The organism is Streptomyces sp. A5-4 (assembly GCF_051131715.1).
Classification (GTDB): Bacteria; Actinomycetota; Actinomycetes; order Streptomycetales; family Streptomycetaceae; genus Streptomyces.
The window spans coordinates 8164325-8184377 of sequence record NZ_CP178591.1 but is presented as its reverse complement, the minus strand read 5'-3'; the positions used below and the strand labels follow the sequence as shown (position 1 = coordinate 8184377).

22 protein-coding genes, 1 tRNA gene, 1 pseudogene and 1 riboswitch are annotated in these 20053 nt (G+C 71.4%); of the genes and pseudogenes, 8 read left to right on the top strand and 16 right to left on the bottom strand.

Annotated features, from left to right (window positions below):
- The first annotated feature begins 223 nt into the window (after positions 1–223).
- The gene (locus ACLLJJ_RS38255; protein WP_434599322.1) at positions 224–1234 is read left to right on the top strand and encodes a hydroxyacid dehydrogenase; all 1011 of its coding nucleotides are present in this window, start codon (positions 224–226) and stop codon (positions 1232–1234) included.
- 114 nt (positions 1235–1348) lie between these two features.
- Here the strand turns inward: ACLLJJ_RS38255 and ACLLJJ_RS38250 are convergent.
- Positions 1349–1422: transfer RNA gene (locus ACLLJJ_RS38250), tRNA-Pro, on the bottom strand.
- 135 nt (positions 1423–1557) lie between these two features.
- On the opposite strand from ACLLJJ_RS38250, the gene ACLLJJ_RS38245 reads away from it, so the two are divergent.
- Positions 1558–2259, top strand: coding sequence for a transketolase (locus tag ACLLJJ_RS38245; protein ID WP_434599321.1), 702 nt, complete (start codon positions 1558–1560; stop codon positions 2257–2259).
- A gap of 91 nt (positions 2260–2350) precedes the next feature.
- The gene (locus ACLLJJ_RS38240) at positions 2351–3262 is read left to right on the top strand and encodes a transketolase family protein (RefSeq protein WP_434599320.1); all 912 of its coding nucleotides are present in this window, start codon (positions 2351–2353) and stop codon (positions 3260–3262) included.
- Between the two features lie 8 nt (positions 3263–3270).
- Here ACLLJJ_RS38240 and ACLLJJ_RS38235 read toward each other — a convergent pair whose 3' ends face one another.
- Together ACLLJJ_RS38235 and ACLLJJ_RS38230 are read right to left on the bottom strand one after the other, a co-directional pair.
- The gene (locus ACLLJJ_RS38235) at positions 3271–3633 is read right to left on the bottom strand and encodes an MmcQ/YjbR family DNA-binding protein (RefSeq protein ID WP_434599319.1); all 363 of its coding nucleotides are present in this window, start codon (positions 3631–3633) and stop codon (positions 3271–3273) included.
- Positions 3634–3788: 155 nt separating this feature from the next.
- Complete coding sequence (locus tag ACLLJJ_RS38230) at positions 3789–4712, bottom strand: alpha/beta fold hydrolase (RefSeq protein WP_434599318.1); 924 nt, start codon at positions 4710–4712, stop codon at positions 3789–3791.
- On the opposite strand from ACLLJJ_RS38230, the pseudogene ACLLJJ_RS38225 reads away from it, so the two are divergent.
- Positions 4602–4907, top strand: a pseudogene (locus ACLLJJ_RS38225) (LacI family DNA-binding transcriptional regulator); the annotation flags it as partial. The gene ACLLJJ_RS38230 and the pseudogene ACLLJJ_RS38225 overlap by 111 nt on opposite strands.
- A gap of 51 nt (positions 4908–4958) precedes the next feature.
- Here ACLLJJ_RS38225 and ACLLJJ_RS38220 read toward each other — a convergent pair.
- From ACLLJJ_RS38220 to ACLLJJ_RS38195, 6 genes are all read right to left on the bottom strand, one after another.
- Positions 4959–5528, bottom strand: a complete 570-nt coding sequence (locus tag ACLLJJ_RS38220; RefSeq protein ID WP_434599317.1) for a GAF domain-containing protein — start codon at positions 5526–5528, stop codon at positions 4959–4961.
- The gene (locus ACLLJJ_RS38215; protein WP_347123171.1) at positions 5525–6121 is read right to left on the bottom strand and encodes a GTP-binding protein; all 597 of its coding nucleotides are present in this window, start codon (positions 6119–6121) and stop codon (positions 5525–5527) included. Before ACLLJJ_RS38215 ends, ACLLJJ_RS38220 begins: the two co-directional genes overlap by 4 nt.
- Positions 6099–6470 carry a DUF742 domain-containing protein gene (locus tag ACLLJJ_RS38210; protein WP_434599315.1) on the bottom strand — a complete coding sequence of 124 codons (372 nt, stop codon included), beginning with the start codon at positions 6468–6470 and terminating at the stop codon, positions 6099–6101. Before ACLLJJ_RS38210 ends, ACLLJJ_RS38215 begins: the two co-directional genes overlap by 23 nt.
- 2 nt (positions 6471–6472) lie before the next feature.
- On the bottom strand, positions 6473–6907 hold the full coding sequence (locus tag ACLLJJ_RS38205; protein WP_434599314.1) for a roadblock/LC7 domain-containing protein: 435 nt from the start codon (positions 6905–6907) through the stop codon (positions 6473–6475).
- A 71-nt stretch (positions 6908–6978) separates the two neighbouring features.
- On the bottom strand, positions 6979–9024 hold the full coding sequence (locus tag ACLLJJ_RS38200; protein WP_434599313.1) for a sensor histidine kinase: 2046 nt from the start codon (positions 9022–9024) through the stop codon (positions 6979–6981).
- Positions 9025–9282: 258 nt separating this feature from the next.
- The gene (locus tag ACLLJJ_RS38195) at positions 9283–10494 is read right to left on the bottom strand and encodes an MBL fold metallo-hydrolase (protein WP_434599312.1); all 1212 of its coding nucleotides are present in this window, start codon (positions 10492–10494) and stop codon (positions 9283–9285) included.
- 330 nt (positions 10495–10824) lie between these two features.
- Between ACLLJJ_RS38195 and ACLLJJ_RS38190 the strand changes: the two genes are divergently transcribed.
- Positions 10825–12003 (top strand): Glu/Leu/Phe/Val dehydrogenase dimerization domain-containing protein, encoded by a 1179-nt coding sequence (locus tag ACLLJJ_RS38190; RefSeq protein WP_434599311.1) that lies wholly within the window; start codon positions 10825–10827, stop codon positions 12001–12003.
- A gap of 28 nt (positions 12004–12031) precedes the next feature.
- On the opposite strand, the gene ACLLJJ_RS38185 is transcribed toward ACLLJJ_RS38190, so the two are convergent.
- Positions 12032–12607 carry a hypothetical protein gene (locus ACLLJJ_RS38185; protein ID WP_434599309.1) on the bottom strand — a complete coding sequence of 192 codons (576 nt, stop codon included), beginning with the start codon at positions 12605–12607 and terminating at the stop codon, positions 12032–12034.
- Positions 12608–12707: 100 nt separating this feature from the next.
- Here ACLLJJ_RS38185 and ACLLJJ_RS38180 point away from each other — a divergent pair, with 100 nt between their 5' ends.
- Complete coding sequence (locus tag ACLLJJ_RS38180) at positions 12708–13328, top strand: TetR/AcrR family transcriptional regulator (RefSeq protein WP_434599308.1); 621 nt, start codon at positions 12708–12710, stop codon at positions 13326–13328.
- Between the two features lie 123 nt (positions 13329–13451).
- Here the strand turns inward: ACLLJJ_RS38180 and ACLLJJ_RS38175 are convergent, their stop codons facing one another.
- On the bottom strand, positions 13452–14228 hold the full coding sequence (locus ACLLJJ_RS38175) for an SIMPL domain-containing protein (protein WP_434599307.1): 777 nt from the start codon (positions 14226–14228) through the stop codon (positions 13452–13454).
- Between the two features lie 129 nt (positions 14229–14357).
- Between ACLLJJ_RS38175 and ACLLJJ_RS38170 the strand changes: the two genes are divergently transcribed.
- Entirely contained in the window at positions 14358–15296 is a 939-nt protein-coding gene (locus tag ACLLJJ_RS38170) for a carbohydrate kinase family protein (protein ID WP_434599306.1), read from the top strand.
- Between the two features lie 51 nt (positions 15297–15347).
- Here the strand turns inward: ACLLJJ_RS38170 and ACLLJJ_RS38165 are convergent, their stop codons facing one another.
- The 3 genes from ACLLJJ_RS38165 to ACLLJJ_RS38155 form a co-directional block, all read right to left on the bottom strand.
- Entirely contained in the window at positions 15348–16139 is a 792-nt protein-coding gene (locus tag ACLLJJ_RS38165) for an SGNH/GDSL hydrolase family protein (RefSeq protein ID WP_434599305.1), read from the bottom strand.
- A 220-nt stretch (positions 16140–16359) separates the two neighbouring features.
- Positions 16360–17304 (bottom strand): M23 family metallopeptidase, encoded by a 945-nt coding sequence (locus tag ACLLJJ_RS38160; protein WP_434599304.1) that lies wholly within the window; start codon positions 17302–17304, stop codon positions 16360–16362.
- Between the two features lie 3 nt (positions 17305–17307).
- A riboswitch (cyclic di-AMP (ydaO/yuaA leader) is annotated at positions 17308–17484 on the bottom strand.
- A 464-nt stretch (positions 17485–17948) separates the two neighbouring features.
- Positions 17949–18131 carry a hypothetical protein gene (locus tag ACLLJJ_RS38155; protein WP_434599303.1) on the bottom strand — a complete coding sequence of 61 codons (183 nt, stop codon included), beginning with the start codon at positions 18129–18131 and terminating at the stop codon, positions 17949–17951.
- A 190-nt stretch (positions 18132–18321) separates the two neighbouring features.
- Between ACLLJJ_RS38155 and ACLLJJ_RS38150 the strand changes: the two genes are divergently transcribed.
- The gene (locus tag ACLLJJ_RS38150; protein ID WP_434599302.1) at positions 18322–19134 is read left to right on the top strand and encodes a tyrosine-protein phosphatase; all 813 of its coding nucleotides are present in this window, start codon (positions 18322–18324) and stop codon (positions 19132–19134) included.
- A gap of 66 nt (positions 19135–19200) precedes the next feature.
- Here the strand turns inward: ACLLJJ_RS38150 and ACLLJJ_RS38145 are convergent, their stop codons facing one another.
- Together ACLLJJ_RS38145 and ACLLJJ_RS38140 are read right to left on the bottom strand one after the other, a co-directional pair.
- Positions 19201–19383, bottom strand: a complete 183-nt coding sequence (locus tag ACLLJJ_RS38145) for a DUF6126 family protein (protein WP_434599301.1) — start codon at positions 19381–19383, stop codon at positions 19201–19203.
- A 1-nt stretch (position 19384) separates the two neighbouring features.
- Positions 19385–19996, bottom strand: a complete 612-nt coding sequence (locus ACLLJJ_RS38140) for a helix-turn-helix domain-containing protein (protein ID WP_434599299.1) — start codon at positions 19994–19996, stop codon at positions 19385–19387.
- Positions 19997–20053 lie beyond the last annotated feature (57 nt).

The window sequence follows — 20053 nt, the reverse complement described above, 5'->3', positions numbered from 1 at the left end:
GGCTTCTCCCGGTCGCCTGTATGAACAACGTTCACAGATCTAGAAAGCGCTTGCCGGGGACGCTAACGTCTCGGCTGGACGAGGGTCAATAGTCGGATGACTGTGGAAATATTCGGCGTCACCCCGGGGTGATGTCGCGCCCTGCACCTAAACACATCGGACGTATCGTGCGATCGTCGCGCACATCAACAAGTCGACGCAGACACGCAAGGGACCGGAAAAAATGGCTGAAGCAGCACAGGCTCCTACCGCACTGCTTGTGATGGAGGAGGAGCGCAGGACCGACGTCTACCCGGCAGCGGTCCTGGAGGAGATCGGCCGCCTCGCCCGGTGGCAGGGCCCGCCGCTCACTCGCGCCCAACTCGGCCGCGACCTTGAGGTGTTGAGCGAGGTGGACATCCTGATCTCCGGATGGGGAGCGCCGGTCCTCGACGCCGAACTGCTCGGCCACGCCCCACGCCTGCGAGCGGTGCTCGTGGCGGGCGGCTCGGTGCGGCACCTGACGACACCGGAGTTCTGGGCCCGCCGGATCCCCATCGTGTCCGCGGCAGCCGCCAACGCCATCCCGGTCGCGCAATTCACCCTGGCCCAGATCCTGCTGGGACTCAAGCAGGTGCACCGCATCTCCCGCGAGGTCAGGGACAGCCGCACCTTTCCGCACGACCCGCCCGTTCCCGGCGCGTACGGCTCCCGGGTGGGCCTGCTGGGCCTGGGCCAGATCGGCCGCCTCGTCGCGGACCACCTGCGGCGGTTCGGCATCGAGGTGCTGGCCGCCGACCCGACGCTCGACGCCGCGGGCGCGCACGAGTTGGGCGTACGGCTCGTCGACACGGACGAACTCTTCGCCGGCTGCGAGGTCGTCAGCCTGCACGCGCCCCTGCTGCCGGAGACCGAGGCGCTGGTCGGCGACCGGCTGCTTTCCCTGCTCAGGCCGGGGGCAACGGTGATCAACACGGCCCGTGGGGCGCTGCTGGACGAACCCGCGGCCATCGAGGTCCTGCGCCGCAGGCCCGATCTCACCGCCGTCCTCGACGTGACCTGGCCCGAACCCCCGGGGCCCGATTCGCCCCTGTTCACGCTGCCCAATGTCGTCCTCACGCCGCACTTGGCCGGCGCCATGGGGTCCGAGCGGGCGCGCTTGGGCGAGCTGGTCCGCGACGAGCTCCGCCGCCTGGTCCGGCGCGAGCCCCTGCGGCACGCCGTCGACCCCGTTCACGCCGGGACCCGCGCGTAGAACGCGACCGGTGGGATCGGGAAAGCGGGCCCCCAGCGCGCCGCGAGGTCCCGAAAACGCCTCAGGGGCCATCCGAAGATGGCCCCTGAGCTGCGGAAATTTCCGACATCGCTGTCGGGACGACAGGATTTGAACCTGCGACCCCTTGACCCCCAGTCAAGTGCGCTACCAAGCTGCGCCACGTCCCGGTGCCCGTCTGGCCTGGGGTTTCCCCCGGCTGAACGCGCTTGAGAACGATACCGCACTTCGGCCAGTGGTCACGAACCCCTTTCCGTATTTCCGTGCTTGACCTCAAGTGCGCTTGACGTCGCACGGTGAGTCGCATGACAAACACAGCCTCCCCGGCGATCCACGGCTACCGGGACCTGAACCGGCTCATGGCCCTGATGACGGGCGACGAGAAGCACGGCCCTGCCGCGACCTCCACGCTGGACAGCCTCTGGGTCCTCTACGACCGGGTGCTGCGGGTATCGCCCGAGACAGTGGATCTGCCCGAGCGGGACCGCTTCCTGCTGTCCAAGGGGCACGGGCCCATGGCGTACTACGCGGTGCTCGCCGCCAAGGGTTTCCTCGACGAGGGGCTGCTGCCCGGATTCGGGTCGTACACGTCGATACTCGGGCACCATCCCGACCGCACGCTCGTGCCCGGCGCCGAGATCGGCAGCGGGTCGCTCGGGCACGGGCTCCCGTTGGCCGTCGGGACGGCGCTCGGACTGCGGGCCCAGGGGCTCACCGATCCACGGGTGTGGGTGCTGATCGGCGACGCCGAGCTGGACGAGGGCAGCAATCACGAGGCCATCGCGTACGCGGGGCCCGCCGGGCTTGAGCGCCTGCACACGCTCGTGATCGACAACTCCTCCGCCAGCCTCGGCTGGCCCGGCGGCATCGCGTCCAGGTTCGAGGCGGCGGGCTGGTCGGCCGTCACGGTGGACGGCAGGGATCACGAAGCGCTGTACGCCGCCTTCAGCACCCCGCACCCGGGACGGCCGCACGCGGTGGTCGCCCGGGTCGAGCCGAAGAGCTGAGCCGGACCGCCGGGACACAGACGTACCACCGAGGCGGCGCACCACCCGGGCGTACCGCCGACACATGCCGACGCACAGAAGGAATCCGCTCATGGACACCGTGCGGGACCGGTTCATCACCACCACGTCGGAGCTGCTCGACGAGGACCCGCGGCTCGCCGTGGTGCTCGCCGACATCAGCAGGGACGGCTTTCAGCAGGTACAGCGCAAGCACCCGGACCGGGTGATCAATGTCGGGATCCGCGAACAGCTGCTGATCGGGGCGGGTGCCGGGCTCGCCCTGTCCGGGATGCGGCCGATCGTGCACACCTTCGCCAGCTTCCTCGTGGAGCGGCCCTTCGAGCAGGTGAAGCTGGACTTCGGGCACCAGGGCGCGGGCGGGGTCCTGGTCAGCATCGGAGCGTCCTACGACTGGCCCGCGTACGGCTTCACCCATATGTCGCCGGGCGATGTGGCGCTGCTCGACACGCTCGATGGCTGGACCGTCCATGTGCCGGGGCACCCGGACGAGGCCGAGATCCTGCTGCGGCAGGCCGCCGCCGGGGACGACCGGGTGTACGTACGGCTGTCGACGCAGGGCAACGAGCGGGCGCGGACGGTCACCGGGGCGGGGTTCCGCACCGTGCGGGAGGGGCGCTCCGGAGTGGTCGTCGCCGTCGGGCCGATGCTCGACACCGTGCTCGCGGCCACCGAGGGGCTCGACGTCGGCGTCCTGTACGCCACGACCGTGCGGCCCTTCGACGCGGCGGCGCTGCGGGCGACGGGACACACCGATGTGGTGCTCGTCGAGCCGTACCTGGCAGGCACGTCGACGGCCGCCGCCAATGACGCGCTCGCCGATCTGCCGCACCGGGTGCTGGGGCTGGGGGTCGGCAGGCGTGAACTGCGGCGCTACGGCGCGGTCGAGGAGCACCAGGCCGCGCACGGCTTGGACGCGAGGGCGCTGCGCGAGCGGATCGGCGGCTTCCTGGCCGCGGACCCGGATCCCGTCGGACTGCCGTAGGCCAGCGACTAACCGGTGGCCGGCCCGCCCAGCTCCGGATGGGCGTCGCGCAGCTTGCGCGGGGCGGCCTGGCGCCAGGAGTCGAGCAGGATCGCGCGCAACTCCCGCTCGTCCTCCAGCGCCGTCAGCCGCACCCGCAGCCAGGCGTAATTGTCGTCGTGGCCCTCGCGCAGGAAGAACTTCGCCGGCTCCGCGTCGATCAGCTCGGCCCGCTCCTCCTTGGGGCACTTGATCCCTATGGAACTGTCGTCGTCGCCGAGTGCGGCGAAGATCTTTCCGCCCACCCGGAAGGTGGGCATGCCCCAGGCGAGCTTCTCCGCCCCGTCGGGCAGCGAGAGGGCGATCCTGCGTACGTCGTCGGCGGTCACCATCGACGGTCTCCGTTCGCGGGCGGGAGAGAGCGAATTCAGCTTGCTGACGACCGTACGTCGCAGCACTGACAATCGGCGCGTCCGGCGACGGGGCGAAGCGATGTACGCGGCTACCTGCCGGGCGGGCGCCCGGCGGATCTCCCGGCCGGTGGGTGTCAGACGTGCTTGTCGAGCCACGCGGTCAGGTCGTCCTGGACCGCCCCCCGGTTGGTCTCGTTGAGGATCTCGTGGCGGGCTCCCTCGTACGCCTGCCAGCTGAGGTCCTCCACGCCGATGTGGCGGAAGTCCTCAAGGAGTTCGTAGACCAGGGTCATGCGCTGGTTGCAGGGGTCCTCGGTACCGGCCGCGATATGGATCGGCAGGTCGGCGGGGATCCGGGCCAGGTTGCGGGGGTCGTTGATCTTACGGACCGCGCGCACCCAGTCCAGTGCGAATCCCGCGCTGAAGGGAAACCCGCAGCGCTCGTCGGCCAGGTACGCGTCGACCTCGGCCTCGTCCCGCGAGAGCCACTCGAAGCCGGTGCGGTGCGGGTACGGGTCGTTGAAGGCGGCGAACAGCTCGGGGATGTACGAGGAGAGGGCGGTCCTGCCGCACTCCGCGATCTCCCGTTCGAGACGGCCGATCGAGTCCTGGATGTCGGCGCCCGGCAGGCTCCGGAAGGTGCCGGTGAGGATGACTCCGGCCAGCCCGTCCGGGTACTCCTGGGCGTAATCGCGCGCCAGCAGCGAGCCGAGGCTGTGGCCGAGCAGGACCACGGGCACGCCCGGGTGGAGGGCCCTGGCCTGGTCACCGACCGCCTTGAGGCCGTCGACGCTCGCGCGCCAGCCGTCCTCGCCCACCACACCGAGCCCACCGGTGACGGACGCGGTCGCCCCGTGGCCCCGGTGGTCGGAGGCGATCACGGCGTAGCCGTGACCGACCAGGTGGTTGGCGAACCGGCCGTAGCGCAGGGCGTGTTCGGCCGCGCCGTGCGCGATCTGGACGAGTGCGCGGGGCCTGCCGCTCTCCGGCAGCCAGGTGTACGTGGCGACCTCCACGCCGTCGCTCGCGGTTGCCGCGCCGGTGCGGTATTCGGTCATCGGGTGCGTCTCCCCCTGTCGGTGGGCGGTTCGGGAACTGCCGGTGGCGGGTTAGGGGAAGCACCGGCCCATGTGACGCTGGAGGCCGTCGCCCGTACCGCGGAGGTGTCCCTGGCCACGGCGTCCAGGGCGCTCAACGGCACCTCCAGCGTCCGCGAAGACCTGCGCGTCCGCGTCCGCGGCGCCGCGGACCGGCTCGGCTACCAGCGGTGTCTTTCGGGGCCCGCGTCGCCGCGCGGGCGCCGTTCAGAAGGGGTCGCTCTCGGCGCGGTGGATCTGTTCGACCAGTTCGGCGGCCATCGCTTTGATCGTCTCCAGACCGGCCCGCCCCCACCGCCGGGGCTCAGTGTCGACGACACAGATGGTGCCGAGCACCAGGCCCGTGCGGTCGATGAGCGGAGCGCCCATGTAGGAACGGATGCCGATCTCGTCGACCACCGGGTTGCCCGCGAACCGCGGATAGTCGCAGACGTCCTCCAGGACGAGCGCCTTGCGCCGGGCCACGACGTACGGGCAGTAGCCGTGGTCGCGGGCGAGGAACCGGCCGATCTTGCCCGCGGCGGCGACCGCCCCCAGGTCCGTACCGGTGTGCGTACCGGTCGGGGTGTGCAGACCGGCGAAGAACTGCCGGTTCTCATCAATGAAGTTGACCATCGAGTACGGGGCTCCGGTCACTTCCGCGAGCCGGTCGGCGAAGGTGTCGAATGCCGGTACGGCCCGGTCCCCGATGCCCAGTTGGAGGAGCCGTCGCACGCGGGCCGGCGCCTCACGGTCGACGGGAGTGAGCAGCAGATGACCGATCCTGTCGTACGTCATGTGGACGCTCCGTAGCTCGGCGAGGCCGGGGTGAGGGTGAGCAGGTGCCGGACCAGGGTGACCAGCGTCCGGATCCCGGAGCTGGCGATTCGGGCGTCGCAGATCACGACAGGGGTCTCCTGCCTGAGGTCCAGCGCGGCCCGTACCTCGTCCGGTTCGTAGCGGTGGGCGCCGTCGAACTCATTGACGGCGACGACGAATTCGATGCCGCGCCGCTCGAAGAAGTCCAGGGCTGAGAAGCAGTCCTGAAGGCGGCGGGTGTCGGTGAGCACAACGGCGCCGAGCGCCCCCTTGGAGAGCTCGTCCCACATGAACCAGAAGCGTTCCTGGCCGGGTGTGCCGAAGAGATAGAGGACATGGTGTTCGTCGAGGGTCATCCGGCCGAAGTCCATGGCGACGGTCGTGCTGGTCTTGTCCTCGATGCCCTCCAGACTGTCGGTACCCACGCTCACCTGGGTGAGCAGTTCTTCGGTACTCAGCGGTGCGATCTCGCTGACCGCCCCCACGAAGGTCGTCTTTCCGACCCCGAACCCACCGGCCACAAGGATCTTGAGAGCGGTGGGAAACAGATCAGAGCCGTCGTCGTAGGCCATCGAGGACTGCCTCCAGCAGGGAGAGGTCGGTGGGTTGGTCGTCGAAGCGGGGCGCGTGAGTGGTGATCGCCCCGCAGTCCAGCAGGTCGGACAGGAGCACCTTGGTGACGACGGCGGGGAGCTTCAGGTACGCCGCGATCTCCGCCACCGAGGTGGGTCTCTCGCACAGGTCAAGCGCCTGCAGATGCTCTGGACCGAGGTGCGGCTGGGCGGGCGTGCCCGTCGCCAGCACCATGGACAGCAGGTCGAGGACGGCCGTGGGGCGGGTGCGGCCGTCGATCACCGTGTACGGGCGGATCAGCCGGCCCGCCGCGTCGTCGAGCCATGGCCCGTCCTGCGGGGTCGGCACGCTCAGCGCCCCGGGGCGCCAGGTGCGCCTGCCCGCTGCCTCGCCGGTGTCATCAGGTACGGCCGGACGCTCTTGACGAGCATCGCCATTTCGTAGCCCAGCACCGCGGCGTCCGCCTCCCGCCCCGCGAGCACCGCCAGACAGGTGCCGGAGCCCGCGGTGGAGACGAAGAGGAGGGTGGAGTCGAGCTCCACCACCACCTGGCGGACCTCGCCGCCGTCGCCAAAGCGGGCCCCGGCGCTGCGGCCGAGTGAATACAGGCCGGAGGCCAGGGCGGCCATGTGGTCGGCGCTGTCGGTGTCGAGGCCGTGTACGGACTTCACCAGGCCGTCGGCGGAGAGCAGGACCGCGTGGCGCGTGAAGGGAACACGCTGGACCAAGCCGCTCAACAGCCAGTCGAGATCGGATACTTGATCGGTCGGCGCATCGCTCGCCATGGTGCATCTACTCCTTGGAGGTACTGCGGGACAGGGACGGGGCGGGGGCGGAGCAGGAGGGCAGGCATGCGTCAGCCTGCGTCGCCCTCCTGCCGCGAGGGCGTGGGTGTGCTCGGGAACCGCTGGGGAAAGGACTCGAAGGGCGCGAGCAGCTGGGCCACTTCCGATGCCTGGGGCGGTGTCAGCGACTCCAGGTACGGGTCGGGCTGGGCCTCCGCCAGACCGATGCCCCGCTGGAAGGCGGCCATCAGACCGGGGTCGTGGATGGCGGGGTGTTCCTCGTCCTCGCGCACGACAGGGGCTTCCCTGAGCTGCGGCGCCAGGTGTTCCTGACTGCGGCGCCTGGGCAGGAGGGGGCGGCTCGTGCTTCCGCGCACATATCCGTTCGCGCGCGGCTGGGTCAGGGAGTGCGCGGGGGGCTCGGCCGGCGGGTCGGACAGGGCGTCGCGGCCCGCCAGGTCCGCCTGGCCGTCGCTGTGGCCGTTCCCGACGCTGTGGCCGTTCCCGTCCGGGTGGCCGTTCCGGTCCGGGTGGCCGTGCCCGTCCGAGTGGCCGTGCCCGTCCGGGTAGCCGTCGGTGTGGCCGGCGTCGTCCTGCCCGGTGTAGCCGTTGTGGACGGCCGGGCCGGGCCGGCCGTTCCGTGCCGTCGCAACGATCTGCACCGTCGGAGCGGTCGGGATGTCCTGGCCGTTGGGTACGTGTCGGCCGTTCTGGCTGGTCGGGCCGATGCCCGGCCGGGCATCGGCCGGGGTGGACCGGTCTCCCTGCGCGCCGCGTACCGGCAGCGGCGGGGCGCCGCCGGTGGCGCCGGCCGGGGCAGCAGGCGCGGGTACCGGAGCGGCGGCGGGGGCGGGCGGGGGCTGCCGGTGCGCCGCAGTCTCCGGCTTGCCCAGACTGCCCTCGTCGCCGGTGCCGAGCAGTGCCTGCGGCAGTACGAGTACCGCCTGCACACCACCGTAGATGTTGGCCTGGAGCCGGACGTTGATGCCGTGTCTGCGGGCCAGCGCGGAGACCACGAAGAGGCCGATGCGCCCGTCCTGCAGAAGGTGACCGACGTTGACCTGGTCCGGGTCGCAGAGCAGGGCGTTCATCTTGTTCTGCTCGGTGAGGGACATGCCGAGCCCCCGGTCCTCGACCTCGATGGCGAGACCCGAGGTGACGCGCTGGGCGCGCAGCAGCACCGTGGTGTGCGGGGCGGAGAACACTGTGGCGTTCTCGACGAGCTCCGCGAGGAGATGGATGACGTCGGCGACCGCGTGGCCGCGCAGGGTGCCGTCGACCGGCGGCACCAGCTTGACGCGTGAGTACTGCTCGACCTCGGCGATCGAGGAGCGCAGCACTTCCGTCATGGTGACGGGGTTGCTCCACTGACGCCGGGAGATCGCACCGCCGAGAACGGCCAGGTTCTCGGCGTGCCTGCGGATGCGGGTGGCCAGGTGGTCGACGTGGAAGAGGCCCTTGAGCAGCTCGGGGTCCTCGACCTCGTTCTCCAGCTCGTCGAGCAGCTGGATCTCCCGGTGTACGAGCGACTGGAGGCGGCGGGCGAGATTGACGAAGACTTCGACCTTCTGGTCGGTGCCCGCACTGCTGGACAGCTGCGCCGCCTGCACGACGGCGCCCACGGCGGACTCGTGCGCCCGCCCCAGCTCCAGGGCGAGCAGATCGAACTCGTCACCGCCCTGGCTGCCGGTCGGCGGTGTGCGGCGGGCCGGCGGGCCCTCGCCCCGGCGCAGCTGCTCCACCACGCCCCGCAGGTCGGCCTGGCCGCGCGCGCTGGCCCTGCGCAGGGCGTTGCAGCGGTCGAGCACGGACTTGGCGGCGCGGTCGGCGCCCACGACGGCCGCCGCCAGCGAGACGACGGCCAGTGCGGCGGCCGCGGCGAGCGCCACCCATAAGTTCCGTGTCGGCGCGGTGGCGGTGGCGTGCAGGGTGAAGACCACCGCCCCGGCGCCGCTCAGCGCGACGACGACTGCGGGCAGCACCGCGGCGCGCAGGAGCTGGGGGCGTATATGGACTTCGGGCGTCGACTGCGCGGGGTGGGGGCGGGAGCCCGGCCGTCCGTGCCGCCCGCCTTCGCGGCGGTCTGCGCGCGCTGCGGGTGCTCGAAGTTGAGACATCAGCGTCCTTGGTACGTGGGGCCCCAGGCATCGGCGTGCTGCGTCCGTTCCGGACCTTGGTCGGCCAGGAATCGGGCTGGAGTCGGTCTGGGTTCAACTCGGGTGATGTGGCCCCATGTTGATCACCGGACACTCACAGTAGTCGGCAACCTTTCATGATCGACGGGCAGTTGCCAAACTTGCCCACGCAGCGTCCCGCTCTGGTATGACGTCTCGTACTGCAGACCGATATCCCGAGGGCTCCCCGGGCGCCCCGCGTCAGCCCTGGACGGCGGGCGCGGTCTCCGGCTCGCCGGAGGTGACGGGCCGCTCGGGCGGCGCCGGGCGGCCCGGGGCCGGGGTCACGGCGACGGGCGGCACCGCGACGGCGCGCCACCACGGCGCGACCGGGACGGCCTCCGAACCGGGCTCGAACGGCAGTCCGGGGTTCGGCAGTGCCAGGGCGACGCCTGCCTCACCGGCGGCCGTGAGGGTGCCCTCGCCCGGCTCGGACCACGGGTGGGGGGCGAGATTGAACGTGCCCCAGTGGATCGGCAGCATCGGGGCGCTCGACGGGCCGCCCTGAAGGTCGAGGTGGGCCCGGACGCCCTCGGCGGGGGTCATGTGGATGTCCGGCCAGTACTCGCTGTACGCGCCGATCTGGATCATCGTCGCGTCGAACGGCCCGTGCTCCGCCCCGATGTCCTTGAAACCGGGGAAGTAGCCCGTGTCACCGCTGTGGTAGACCCGGTGCTCCGGGCCCGCGACGGCCCAGGACGCCCAGAGGGTGTGCTGCTGGTTGCGCAGCCCGCGGCCGCAGAAGTGGCGGGCCGGGGTGGCGGTCAGGCTCAGGCCTGCCACCTTGACGGTCTCGTTCCAGTCCAGCTCGTGCACGCGCTCGGCGGGCACACCCCAGCGCTCCAGGTGGGCGCCGACGCCGAGCGGCACCGCGAAGACCGTGCGGGTGCTCGCGAGGGCGCGGATCGTGGGCATGTCGAGGTGGTCGTAGTGGTCGTGGGAGATCACCACGACGTCGACCGGGCCGAGCGAGCCGAGCGGCACCGGGACGGGGTGCAGTCGCTTGGGTCCCGCGAAGGCGAAGGGCGAGCAGCGGTTGCCCCAGACCGGGTCGAACAGCACCCGGCGGCCGTCGATCTCGGCGAGCACACTGGAGTGCCCCATCCAGGTGAGGCGCAGCCCCGTGGCGGGCGGTGCGGCAAGGTCGGCGAGGGTCGTGGCATGAACGGGCACGGTGCCCGAAGGGGCCCTGCGGAGGCGCTGCTCCTTGCGGAAGTAGATCTTCGCGAATTCGACCGTCGATCCGGACGGTCTGGTCCGCGCGCCCACCGGGTTCTGGAAGACACCGTCCACGAAGTTCGGGGAGCGGCGGATGCGCTCCATGCGCTCCCCCGCCGGATCGGCGCCGAAGGCGGCGGCCCTCAGCGCACGCGCCCGGGAGCGCAGCGATTGCAGTTGGTCGGCGCCGGTCACAGGACCTCCAGAAGCTCAGTGTCCCTTCCATTATGTGCGGCCGGTACGACAGCGCAGGAACGGGCTCGTTACGGAAGCGGTTACGGGGCCCGGCGACCCGGTGGACGGCTCCGCCGCGCCGTGTCCGGCCACCGGCCGGGCGGGCTGCTCCTTCCGGGGCAGCGGTCCGGCATCGTGCACCGCGCGCACGACCGGCGCCGCCCGCCCGTCGCCGCAGCGCACCCGGGGCCGGTATCGCGATTGACGGGGCCCCGCCGGGTCCAGATACTGACCGACGGTTCAGCCGAGACCCGGCAGGGCCGTCGGCACCGTTTCGGAGGAGACCACCGCATGAGCGCCCCCCTGATCTCGCTGAGCTGGACCGACCACGTCACGGGGCGGCAGGGTTTCCTGGTCGTCGACCGGCTCGTACGCGGCGTCTCCAGCGGTGGGCTGCGGATGCGTGCGGGCTGCACGCTGGACGAGGTCGCGGGCCTGGCCCGCGGCATGACGATGAAGGAAGCCCTGCACTACAACCCGGCGGGCCGTTACATCCCGCTGGGCGGCGCCAAGGGTGGCATCGACTGCGACCCGAGGGATCCGGAGGCGTACGACGTCCTGGTGCGCTACCTGCGCGCCGTGCGTCCGTACATCGAGAGTTTCTGGACCACCGGCGAGGACCTCGGCCTGACCCAGGACCTCGTCGACAGGGCGGCGGCCGAAGCCGGTCTCGTCTCCTCCGTCCAGGCCGTCCATCCGCTGCTCGACGACGAGGAGGCGGCGCGCCGGCGGCTCACCGACGCGTTCGCCGTCGAGGTCGACGGCATCGGGCTCGACGAGCTGGTCGGCGGCTGCGGAGTCGCCGAGTCCGTGCTCGCGGCGCTGGACCGCGCCGGGGTCGGCCACCGCGGGACGCGTGTCTCCCTGCAGGGCCTGGGCACCATGGGCGGGGCCACCGCGCGCTTCCTGTCCCGCGCCGGGCTGAGCGTCGTCGCCGTCGCCGATGTGCTGGGCACCGTCGCCAACGAGCAGGGGCTGGACGTCGACGCGCTGCTCGCCGCCCGGGACGCGTACGGGACCGTGGACCGCTCCGCGCTGCGCCCCGGCGACCGGCAGCTGCCTGCCGACGCCTGGCTGGCCGCCGACGTGGAGGTCCTGGTCCCGGCGGCCGTCTCGTACGCCGTCGACGCCGGCAACCAGCACCGCGTCACCGCCCGCTGGATCGTCGAGGCGGCGAACATGCCGGTGCTGCCCGACGCCGAGCTACTGCTGGCGGCCCGCGGGATCGTCGTCCTGCCGGACGTCGTCGTCAACTCCGGGACGAACGCCTGGTGGTGGTGGACCCTCTTCGGCGACATCGGGGCCGACGCGGACGAGGCGTTCGCGTACACCCGTCGCTCGATGCGCGCCCTGATCGACCAGGTCCTGGCGCGCGCCGAGGCCGAGGGGAGCACACCGCGGGCCGCGGCCCACGCCATCGTCGCCGATCGTCTGCCGGTCATCGCGGAGCGCTACGGCTGGTACCGGTAGCCACCGTGGGGGCAGCGCCCGCGGTCGGTCAGACCCCGGTCCTTGCGGTCACCAGCCGGTGGCCGTCGAGTACCGCGGAGAGTTCCGCGAGGAAGGCCCCGGCCAGCGGCGGCCAGTTCCAGAAGATGAGCCCCAGATGGGCGACCGCGATGGGCGGGTCGATCTTCCAGTCGAGGAAGTCGGCCTGCTCCCCGCAGCGCACACAGGCGGCCCCGCCGGGTCCCGTGCCGCCGAACCAGGCGTACAGCGCGTCGAGCAGCGGCGACCAGGTGTCGCTCCACATCTCGGCTCCGCTGTCGGGCGGTTCGGTCGTGGCGCCGCAGTGCGGGCAGGTGGCGGTCCACAGGTCGACGCACACATAGACGCGGCGCTCGACCTCCATCCCGACCCCGGACGTCAGCACATCCGCGACCTCGTCACCGGCGACGGCGCGTGCCGCGTGCGGGCCCGGCGCCCTACCCAGCTCGTCCCCGAGCAGGCACTGCGTCAACTCGCTCCGGACAACGCCCCGCCCCTCCAGCCAGTCCATGGCCCGGCCGGCCAGCACCGCGGCTTCCTCCGGCCGGGCGTCCACGTCGGCCACCCATACGTACGCATCGCCCATGCCGCGCACGCTATCCCGTGGACCGCTGTCGCGCTGTTGCCCCACTCGGCAAGATCACCGTTCCGGCCCTGGTCAGCCGACCCGTGTGTAGGGTTACCAGGTGGTCAGAGTCCGGTTGAGTGTGGCGGAACGGCGTGAGGACATGCTGCGTGCCGCCGTCCAGCAGATCGAGGCGCGGGGTGTGAGCGCCGTGCGTATCGCCGATGTCGCCTCGGCACTCGGCGTGAGCAACGCGCTGGTGCTCTACCACTTCTCGACCAAGGAGAAGCTCGTCGCCGCGGCCTTCCGATACGCCGCCGAGGGCGATCTCGCCCAGTTGCGCAAGCTGTTGGGCCGTCGTACCTCCGCCGTCCGCAGGCTGCGCGCAGCCGTCCGCTGGTACGCGCCGACCGGGGTGGCCAAGGGCTGGAAGCTCTGGATCGAGGGCTGGGCCGCCGCGCTGCGCGAGCCCGTGCTCCGCGAGGTGGCGGGCGACCTCGACCAGCAGTGGAAGGCGGCGCTGATCGAGGTCATCACGGAGGGGGTGGCGAGCGGGGAGTTCCGGTGCGAGGACCCGGTGTCCGCGGTCTGGCGGCTGACCGCCCTGCTGGACGGTCTCGCCGTCCAGATGTCGTCGTACCCGGGGACGCTCTCCCGTACCACCGTGCTGGAGTGGACCGATGACGCGCTCGCCCGCGAACTGGGCATCGAGCGCACGGCTCTGACGGCCGCCACCCGCTGATGACCGCCGGAACAGACCCACTTCGGGCCGGCAACGCTCAAGCCCGTTCGGACCATTTCACTTCAGGACGCCCAAGCCCCCTTCGGATTCAGCCCACTTCAGGAGGTCCGAGCACGTTCGGGATCAGTCCAGCTCGTATACGACCGTGACGGTGACCTGCTCCTGGACCTCGCCCGGCGCCACCGGCACCTTCGCGTCCGCCAAGGCGCTCGGCTGCACAGCGAGGGGGCTGTGCTGTCCGCCCGCATCCTCGGTCAGCGAGACCAGCCTCCCCAACTCGTGTCCGCTGAGCCGCACGTACTGTTCGGCCTTCTTCCGCGCGTCGGCGTAGGCGGCCTCGCGGGCCGCCGCGCGCAGGGCAGCCGGGTCGGAGACGTCGAAGGCGACGCCGTTGATCCGGCCGTCCTCGCCCGTCGCGTCCGTCACGGCCTTCAGGAGCGCGCCGGCCCGGTCGATGTCGCGGACCTTGATGGTGAAGGTCTGCCCGGCCTGATAGCCGGTCAGCTTGGCGGCGCCGCCCTCGTATTGGTGGACGGGGTTCAGGAAGATGCCCGCGGTCTGTACGTCGCGGTCGGCGACGCCCTGCTTCCGTACCGCGTCCAGCAGCTTCTTCGCCGCGGCGGACTGGCCGGCCATGGCGGCCTCGCCGGTGGGCCTCGTGACCTCCACACCCGCGTTGGCGACGGCCAGGTCGGGGGTCGCGGACGCGCTGCCCTCACCGGCGACCGAGACGGTGGACGCGGCGGGCGCGGGGGCGGAGAGCGGCGCGGTGGCCGCTGCGGTCGCGGGCGCCGCACCGGCGGCCAGCAGCCCGCCGGCCAGCACGGCCGCGGCGAACGACCTGGCCATGGTCGAAGTGGCGGGCGGCCCGGCCGGGGCCGAAGACGTATGTGCGGGCATGGGGGTGTTCCTTCCGGAAGTCGAAGGGCCATCCCAGCACCGACCGCCGCCGGACGAGTGACGCCACTCCCACCCTGGGCCATCTCCATGCGGCCATACTGAGGTTCGGGGGACACGAAAGGGGATGCCTTGACGCACCAACAGGCTGAGCACGAGGCGCATACGGGCCCCGCGCCGTACGACGTCCTGGTCGTGGGCGGCAGCGGCGTGGACACGGTGGTCCGCGTCGACTCGCTGCCGGTGCCGCTCGCCGATTCCGTCGGGGTGCCGCCCATTCGCGAGTGGCCGGGCCACACCGGCGGCAATGTCGCCCTGGGCTGCCGCGCCCTGGGGCTCGGCGTGAAATTCATCGACTTCATCGGCGACGACCGGATCGGCGAGCAGGTCCGTGAGCGGCTCACCAAGGGCGATGTCGACTTCGAGCCGCTGATCTCACCGGCGGGCACCCGCCGCGCGGTGAACCTGGTCGACGGCTCGACGGGCCGCCGCATGTCGTTCTACGACGCCCGCGACCCGGGGGACCTGCGGATGCCCCGCTCTTTCTACCTGCCGCACCTGCGGCGGGCCCGGCACGTGCATCTGTCCATCATGGATTTCTCCCGCCACCTCCTGGACGACATCGAGGAGCTCGGCGTGTCCGTCTCGACGGATCTGCACGACTGGGACGGACTCACCGACCACCACCGGGAGTTCGCGCTCCGCTGCGACCTGGTCTTCCTCAGCGCGGCGGGCGCGGGTGAGCGGATCGCCGATGTGATGCGCAAGATCCTGCGCGAGGGACGCGCCGGGACGGTGGTCGCCACGGCGGGCGCGGGCGGCTCGTACCTGATGACGCGGGGCGGCAGCCGCACCCCGCGACCGGTCCCGGCCACGGCGGTGCCGGGCCCCGTGGTGGACTCCAACGGCGCCGGGGACGCCTACGTCTGCGGTTTCCTGTACGGGCGGCTGGCCGGCCTGGCCCCCGACGAGTGCGCCCACCTGGGCGCGGTGGCGGGTGCCCACGCCTGCACGACCGAGGGCAACACGGACCCAATCCCCCTGAGCTCTCTGCTGCCCGCCCGGACCTGACCCGGCGCGGGCCCGGGAGGACAGGCCGGGCCGTCAGATCGGGTCGTCAGGTCACAGCGGGAGCAGATCGGGCCGCTTCGCCGCGGCGTGGTCCCCCGAGGACTCGCCGCGCAGCCGTCGGCCGATCCACGGCACCAGGTGTTCGCGCGCCCACTGGATGTTGTCCCGGCGGACACCCATCGTGCCGCGCGGCATCTGCGGCGGCCACTCCTGGTCCGGGTCGGCCGGTACGTCGAGGCCAAGCACCTGGCCGGCGCGCAGGGCCACCCTGGTGTGACCTTCCGCGGACAGGTGCAGCCGGTCGGTGTCCCAAGCACGCATGTCCTGGACGGACTTGAGCGACCACAGGTCGAGCACCGGGCAGTCGTACGTGTCGGCGATGGACCGTACATGCGCCGTGAACGTCGCGATCTTGCCCCGCAGATGGCGCAGCACCGGCATGTGCCGAGTGTCGAAGCCGGTCGTCACCAGGACGGTGCCGACCCTGCTGGTGAGGTCGGCGACGGCCCGCTCGTAGCGCTGGGCGACGTCGTCGGGGTCGCTGCCAGGCCGGAGGATGTCATTGCCGCCGGCGCAGAAGCTCACCAGGTCGGGGGCCAGTTCCATCGCCCTGGGGACCTGCTCGGCCACGATCTGGTCGAGGAGCCGGCCGCGCACGGCGAGGTTGGCATAGCGGAATGTGTGCTCGGGGACACGATCGTCGAGGAGTACGGCCAGCCGGTCCGCCCAGCCGATGTACGCACCGCCGGGTCCGGGGTCACCGACCCCCTCCGTGAAGCTGTCCCCAATCGCCGCGTACGACCCTATGGTCCCTGTCCTGAATGATCTCGCATCGTCTCCCACGTCGGCCCATGCTCCACTGGATCAAGTGACCTACGCCACCGTAGGGAGGGGGTTGACGCCGGTGAGAAAGGACACCGGTCAAGTTTGGGTCAACCCCGGAATATGCCTGGGCCGGCCTGGACGGACCTGGTTCAACGCGTACGCCCCCTTCCGCGGCCGGTGTGCGGCGCGGAAGGGGGCATACGAAGGCGATGCCCGTGGCCCGGAGAGAGGGCGTGTGTCAGACGGAGACGCCGTGACCGCGCAGGTAACCCAGCGGGTCTATGTCGGAGCCGTAGCTCGGGCCGGTCCTGATCTCGAAGTGCAGGTGCGGGCCCGTGGAGTTGCCGGTACTGCCGGAGAGACCGATCTGCGTGCCGCCGGTGACGCTCTGGCCGGACGAGACGGACAGCGAGGACAGGTGGGCGTACTGCGAGTAGCGGCCGTCGTTGTGCTGGATGACGACCTCGTTGCCGTACGAGCCGCTCCAGCCCGCGGAGACGACGGTGCCGGCGCCGACGGCCTTGACCGAGGTGCCGCTGGACGCGGAGAAGTCGACGCCCGTGTGGTAGCCGCTGGACCAGCTGCCGCCGGAGGCGCGGTAGGAGGTGGTGATGCCCGCGGAGACCGGGGCGGTGAAGCCGGAGGACGACGCCGTCGATGCGGAGCCGGCCGACTCGGACTTCTCCGATCCGCTCGCGGAGGAGGAGGACTGCGAGGAGGACGACTTCGGCTGCGCGGCGGGTGCGGCGGCCTTGGCCGACGACTGCGACGCGGACGACGGGGCGGAGCCGGCCGCCTTCGCGCCGATGCTGAGCTTCATGCCCGGCATGATCAGCCCGGGGTTGTCGCCGACGGTCGACCGGTTGTCCTCGTACAGCTTCTGCCAGCCGCCGCGCACGTTCTGCTGGTCGGCGATCTTCGACAGGTAGTCGCCGGAGACCACGGCGTACGTCTTGCTGCCGGCCTTCTTCGGCTGCTGCTTCTGCTGCGAGACGGCTGCGGCGGACGCGGCCTTCTCGGGGGCCACGGCGGGCGCGGCGGCCGGTGCGGCGTTCTCCGCGGCGTTCGCGCCGGTGGCGGCGATGAACGGAAGTGCGAGTGCGGCTCCGCCCGTTCCCGCGGCGACGAATCCACGGGTGATCGAGTTGGACCTCGGGCGGCGGTGCTTACCCTTTGCGGGCATGGCGAATTTCCTCTCCGGCGCCTACGAGGTGAGCTGTCGGGTTCGGGCTGGAGATGCCCGGCCGCGCAACCGCGCGACTTAACCCCGAGCCGGTCCGGAGTTCCGGATGACGGCGTACTACCTGGGTCCCCCGCTCCTGCCACACGTGAGTGTCGTGGGGTTTCCGGGCGGTGGCAGGATTCGGCGATCCACCCGGATTGACGGTGACCGTAAGCCGCCGAGGCGTCCTCGAACAAGCCGATCAGGACAATCGGCCATGGCTGATCATCGCTCTGCGGCAATCCCGTGGGGATTTGTCGTCACACTCCGTGGATTACCGATCTTCACGCCCCGCCCACGACCTGGTATTCGCTTCACGACTTCGCCACGCACCGTCACGAATATGATCCTGCTCACCAGCAAGCACACCATCCCCCTTGCCCACAAGGGGTGTTACCCACAAATAGCCCGATTCGCCCCAAGTGCTACTCGCCGCCCGAAGTCGGTGATCCTGACCTCCGCGCAGTCGACGACCAGGGCCCGCGCCGGACACCCGGAGCACCACCAGCTTGTACGCCGGCCCCACGCCAGGTCCGGCGAGGTGTCCGGATCATCGGCGCGCGGACCGGCGAAGGTGGTCACACCCGCCTCGGCCGGCTCGCCGCTCAGCCACTCCCCTGGTACGCGCCGCGCGTCCGAACAGTGGGGCCCCTCGGGTGCAGCCGGTAGCCGGCCAGGAACTCCCCGGTGAGGGCGACCGGGACACCGCGGTGGTCGGCCTTCCGCCCGGTGTACCGCGAGGCCCTCCAGTTGGCGCGCGGGGCGGTGGCGATGGTGGGGTCGGGCACGCGCCCCCCCTGGCCCCAATCGGCACACGGGGGCGTGGAGTTCATGGCCAGGTACGGGCAGCTCCCGCTCGGCCCGGGGCGACGGCCGCGCGTGCACGGCCGAGACAATTGCCTCAGGTACTCATGTCGTATCGTCGAACGGTGCCCAGATCGGCGAGCAACGCCGACGGCAGACACTTCAGGAGTCACCGTGACACAGCAGCTGCCGCAGGTCCCGTCGACAGAGCCCGACCTTGCCGGAGTGCGCAACTTCCGCGATGTGGGCGGCCTGCCGACCGTGGACGGCCGGCAGGTGCGGCACGGCGTGCTCTTCCGCAGCGGGCACCTGGCACACGCCACCGTCGCCGACGCGGTCTTTCTCGACTCCCTCGGCCTGCACACGATCTTCGACTTCCGCAATGAGGCGGACCAGAAGCTGGAGGGTCCGGACGTCGAGCTGGCGGGTGTACGCAATGTGAACCTGCCGCTGACCGACCCGGCCGACGGCGCGGTGTTCTGGAAGATGGTCCGCGACGGAAACCTCGACGAGCTGCGCGAGATTCTCGCGGACGGCAAGGCGGCGGGGCGGATGTCCGACACCTACCGCGAGATCATCAAGGAGCGCACCGGCGAGCACAGCCAGGTGCTGCACGCCTTGGCCGAGGACAGCGTCCCGGCGCTGATGCACTGCGCGGCGGGCAAGGATCGCGCGGGGCTCTCGATAGCGGTGTCGCTGCTGGCGGTCGGCGTCGAGCGCGAGGCCATCGTGGCCGACTACCTCAAGTCGAACGACCCGTCGCGCCGCTACAAGGTCAGCCGCAGCGACAACTCCCCCGTCGGCATGTCCCCCGAGGTCATGGAACTGCTCAGCCCGCTCTTCGAGGCCCGCGCCGAGTACCTCGACGCCGCCTTCGAGACCATCGAGGAGGTCTGGGGCGGCGCCGAGCGCTACCTCACGGAAGGCCTGCGGGTCACCCCCGAGACGCGCGAGCGGCTGCGGCTGCGGCTCCTCGACGATGCCTGAGCGACATCGCGGCCCGGGCCTGCTCCCGCACCCCGGGCCGGCCCCTCGCCCCGGCGCGCGGCGCGGTCAGCGCGCGTCGCCCAGCGTGAAGAGCAGATAGACGAAGGCCGCGAAGAGATGGCCGGCCACGACGTACACGAAGAGCCGGATCATCAGCCCCCTGGGGAACTTGTCCTCGACGATGCCGCGTCGGGCGGGCCTCACGTCCGCCTCTTCGCCGGCCTTTTCGCCGATCGTCTCGTCCGGCATGTCAGGTCTCCTGGGGTAGGCAGAGCCCGGCGGCGGCGCTCTGCAGCAGCGTATGGACGAACAGAAGATCGACCCCGTCCGCGGTGACGGCGGCGATGCGGTGCGGGGTCAGCGAGTCGAAGTGCGCGCTGTCCCCGGCGGCCAGCCGGTGCACGCTCTCGCCGAGCACCAGTCGCAGCTGCCCCGACAGCACATACAGCCACTCCTCACCGGGATGCACGCGCACCAGGTCGCCCTGTGCGCCGTGCGGCACATGCAGCCGCAGGGCCTGCATGGCACGGCCGGGCCCACCCGCCCGGTGGTACGTCCAGCCGTCGGCCTCCGTGGCCTGCGCCTCGCCGGCCCGCAGCACCGCGTCACGGTCGGGCGCGCTCTCCCCGAGCAGCGCGGAGACCGTCGTACCGTAGATGCGGGCCAGGGTGAGCAGCATCGGCAGCGAAGGCTGGCGGTGTCCGGTCTCCAGGCGGGACAGGTGCGCGGGCGAGAGCCCGGCGCGCCGGGCGGCGGCCTCCAGGGTGAGGGCACTGTGCCGCCGCAGGTCGCGCAGCTGCGGAGCGACCGACGGCAGCCCGTCGGGCGCGTCCTCTTCGAGGCGTGGGGTCATGCCGTCCATTGAGCCAGGCACCTTGCCTGAGAGGCAAATCTTTTGCCTCTCAGGCAAAAAGGGGGT

Coding starts and splice junctions, on each gene's coding strand:
- ACLLJJ_RS38255 (WP_434599322.1), top strand. CDS start 224: ATGGCTGAAGCAGCACAGGCTCCTACCGCACTGCTTGTGATGGAGGAG.
- ACLLJJ_RS38245 (WP_434599321.1), top strand. CDS start 1,558: ATGACAAACACAGCCTCCCCGGCGATCCACGGCTACCGGGACCTGAAC.
- ACLLJJ_RS38240 (WP_434599320.1), top strand. CDS start 2,351: ATGGACACCGTGCGGGACCGGTTCATCACCACCACGTCGGAGCTGCTC.
- ACLLJJ_RS38235 (WP_434599319.1), bottom strand. CDS start 3,633: ATGGTGACCGCCGACGACGTACGCAGGATCGCCCTCTCGCTGCCCGAC.
- ACLLJJ_RS38230 (WP_434599318.1), bottom strand. CDS start 4,712: ATGACCGAATACCGCACCGGCGCGGCAACCGCGAGCGACGGCGTGGAG.
- ACLLJJ_RS38220 (WP_434599317.1), bottom strand. CDS start 5,528: ATGACGTACGACAGGATCGGTCATCTGCTGCTCACTCCCGTCGACCGT.
- ACLLJJ_RS38215 (WP_347123171.1), bottom strand. CDS start 6,121: ATGGCCTACGACGACGGCTCTGATCTGTTTCCCACCGCTCTCAAGATC.
- ACLLJJ_RS38205 (WP_434599314.1), bottom strand. CDS start 6,907: ATGGCGAGCGATGCGCCGACCGATCAAGTATCCGATCTCGACTGGCTG.
- ACLLJJ_RS38200 (WP_434599313.1), bottom strand. CDS start 9,024: ATGTCTCAACTTCGAGCACCCGCAGCGCGCGCAGACCGCCGCGAAGGC.
- ACLLJJ_RS38190 (WP_434599311.1), top strand. CDS start 10,825: ATGAGCGCCCCCCTGATCTCGCTGAGCTGGACCGACCACGTCACGGGG.
- ACLLJJ_RS38185 (WP_434599309.1), bottom strand. CDS start 12,607: ATGGGCGATGCGTACGTATGGGTGGCCGACGTGGACGCCCGGCCGGAG.
- ACLLJJ_RS38175 (WP_434599307.1), bottom strand. CDS start 14,228: ATGCCCGCACATACGTCTTCGGCCCCGGCCGGGCCGCCCGCCACTTCG.
- ACLLJJ_RS38160 (WP_434599304.1), bottom strand. CDS start 17,304: ATGCCCGCAAAGGGTAAGCACCGCCGCCCGAGGTCCAACTCGATCACC.
- ACLLJJ_RS38145 (WP_434599301.1), bottom strand. CDS start 19,383: ATGCCGGACGAGACGATCGGCGAAAAGGCCGGCGAAGAGGCGGACGTG.
- ACLLJJ_RS38140 (WP_434599299.1), bottom strand. CDS start 19,996: ATGGACGGCATGACCCCACGCCTCGAAGAGGACGCGCCCGACGGGCTG.